This window comes from Bacillus sp. SIMBA_074 (assembly GCF_046534555.1).
GTDB lineage: Bacteria > Bacillota > Bacilli > Bacillales > Bacillaceae_G > Bacillus_A > Bacillus_A mycoides.
This window is the reverse complement of sequence record NZ_JAWRYM010000981.1, coordinates 1-249: the sequence shown is the minus strand read 5'-3', so window position 1 is coordinate 249 and position 249 is coordinate 1. Positions and strand designations below refer to the sequence as shown.

Annotated in this window: 1 protein-coding gene; it reads left to right on the top strand. The window is 63.9% G+C overall.

What is annotated here, in order from left to right; all coding sequences use genetic code 11:
- On the top strand, positions 1–249 hold a 249-nt coding region (locus SB773_RS33695; RefSeq protein ID WP_486304335.1), incomplete at both ends, for a hypothetical protein.

Sequence of the window (249 nt, the reverse complement as noted above, 5' to 3'; positions counted from 1 at the left end):
CGGTACACCCTGCCCGGCGCGTGGGATCGCCTGAGCCTGGGCGCAACGGTGATGTGGCAGAGCGCGGTGGAGGGCTACAACGTCGAGAACCCGGTCTACGGGCCGGTGACGGTCAAGCAGGATGCCTATGCGCTGGTCGGGTTCAACGCCAACTACCGCATCAGCGAACAGTTGACCGCGACGCTGGCGGTGCGCTACGCTCTCGACGAGAATTACTGGGCCAACCTGGACTACAACAACTACTGCGAG